Source organism: Variovorax sp. 01T439_2 (assembly GCF_056398445.1).
This window is the reverse complement of record NZ_JBFTPJ010000996.1, coordinates 1-2,083: the sequence shown is the minus strand read 5'-3', so window position 1 is coordinate 2,083 and position 2,083 is coordinate 1. Positions and strand designations below refer to the sequence as shown.

The following is a 2,083-nucleotide window of genomic DNA, read 5'->3' as shown; positions in this document are numbered from 1 at the left end:
GCTGAGCACTGTCTTCGGGATCGCCATTTTTCTGTCTCCTTCTTGTTCGCCGGGCCGCTAGCGCGCCACGCCCAGCAAGCGTTCGAGCACTTGAGGCTGGCTGCGCAATGCCGCGGCACTGTCGGCATGCACGATGGTCCCGTGGTCGAGCACCACGGCGTGGTCGGAAATCGCGAGGATCGCCTGCGGATGCTGCTCCACGATGATCGCGGCCAGCCCCTCGTCCTGCGTGATGCGGCGGATGGCGCGCAGCAGCTCTTCCACGATGATCGGCGCCAGCCCTTCGAGCGGCTCGTCGAGCAGCAGCAGCTTCGGGTTGAGCACCAGCGCGCGGCCCACGGCCAGCATCTGCTGCTCGCCGCCCGACAGCTGCGTGCCCAGGTTGGTCTTGCGCTCGGCCAGGCGCGGGAACATCTCGTAGACGCGCTGCGGGTTCCACTTGCCGGGCCGCTCGACCGCCGTGAGGTTCTCGTGCACCGTGAGCGACTTGAAGATGTTGCGCTCCTGCGGCACCCAGCCGATGCCGCCCGCCGCGCGCTGGTGCGGCGCCAGCTTGTGCAGCGCCAGTCCAGCCAGCGAGATGCTCCCGCCGTGCTGCCGCGTCGCACCCGCCAGCGTGTTGATCAGCGTGGTCTTGCCCGTGCCGTTGCGGCCCAGCAGCGCCAGCGTCTGGCCTTCGCCGAGCGCGAAGGCCACGTCGTGCAGCACCACGGCCTCGCCGTAGCCGGCGCTCAGGTTCTCGATGCGCAGCAGTTCAGACATGAACGGCATCTCCATGGCCCAGGTAGACCTCTTTCACCTTCGGATCGTTGGCGATGGTTTCGGGGTCGCCTTCCGTCAGCAAGGTGCCGTTGACCAGCACCGTCATGCGGTCGGCAAAGCTGAACACCAGGTCCATGTCGTGCTCGATCAAGAGCACCGACACGTCGGCCGGCAATGCGGCCACCGTCTGCAGCAGCTCCTCGCGCTCGCCGGCGGGAACGCCCGCCACCGGTTCGTCGAGCAGCAGCACGCGCGGCTCGCAGGCCAGCGCAATCGCAATCTCGAGCAGGCGTCGCTTGCCGTAGGCCATGAACTTCGTCTGCTGCTGCGCCACGTCGCCGAGGTGGAACTGCTCGAGCAGCTGCGCCGCGCGCTCCGTCACGGCCTTGCTGGACCCCAGCGGGCGCCACCATTGCGAGGCGATGCCCTGGTGCTGCGAGACCACGAGCGCCAGTGTTTCGAGCGGCGTCATCGAGTCGAACAGCTGGTTGATCTGGAAGGTGCGCACCAGGCCGCGCGCCACGCGCTTGTGCGGCGCGAGCGTGGTGATGTCTTCGCCGAGCAGCGAGATGCGGCCTTCGGTGGGCACGAGCACGCCCGTCAGCAGGTTGATGAGCGTGGTCTTGCCGGCACCGTTGGGGCCGATCAGCGCATGGCGCGCGCCGCGCTTGAGCTCCATCGTGACGTTGTTGGTGGCCGTGATGCCGCCGAAGCGCATCACCAGGCCCTGTGTCGAAAGCACGGTCTCGGTCATGCCGCGCCTCCCTTCTTCCTCTTGCCCAGCCAGGTCCACGGCTTGAGCACGCGATCGCGCCCCACGAGCACCAGCAGCACCAGCAGGAGGCCGATCCAGAACATCCAGTACTGTGGCGTCACGGCCGATAGCCAGTTCTGCAGCAGCTTGAAGACGATGGCGCCCGCCACGCCGCCATAGAGCCAGCCCACGCCGCCGATCACCAGCATCAGCAGCACGTCGGCCGAGCGGTCGAAGGCCAGCACGTCGAGCGAGGCAAAGCCCGTGGTCTGCGCCAGCAGCGCGCCCGCGGCACCGGCAATGCCGGCCGCCACGGTGTAGATGACGACGACCCGCGACACCACCGGAATGCCGATGGCCATGGCGCGCAGCCGGTTGTCGCGGATCGCCTTGAGCGTGGCGCCGAACGGTGAATGCACGAGGCGCCGCATCGCAAGGAACAGCAGCAGCATCACCGTCAGCGAATACCAGGCCGCCGTGCGGCCGTAGAGGTCGAACGTGAACAGGCCGAGCACCGGCCCCATCACCACGCCCTGCAGGCCGTCGGCACCGCCCGTGAGCCAGTCG

3 protein-coding genes are annotated in these 2,083 nt (G+C 68.2%); all 3 read right to left on the bottom strand.

What is annotated here, in order from left to right:
- Window positions 1-57 precede the first annotated feature (57 nt).
- On the bottom strand, window positions 58-762 hold the full coding sequence (locus AC1DOC_RS30930) for an ABC transporter ATP-binding protein (protein ID WP_012746893.1): 705 nt from the start codon (window positions 760-762) through the stop codon (window positions 58-60).
- The gene (locus AC1DOC_RS30925) at window positions 755-1,516 is read right to left on the bottom strand and encodes an ABC transporter ATP-binding protein (protein WP_012746892.1); all 762 of its coding nucleotides are present in this window, start codon (window positions 1,514-1,516) and stop codon (window positions 755-757) included. Before AC1DOC_RS30925 ends, AC1DOC_RS30930 begins: the two co-directional genes overlap by 8 nt.
- Window positions 1,513-2,083: branched-chain amino acid ABC transporter permease (locus tag AC1DOC_RS30920; protein WP_478131252.1), on the bottom strand; the 571-nt coding region annotated here is incomplete at its 5' end. The genes AC1DOC_RS30920 and AC1DOC_RS30925, both read right to left, overlap by 4 nt.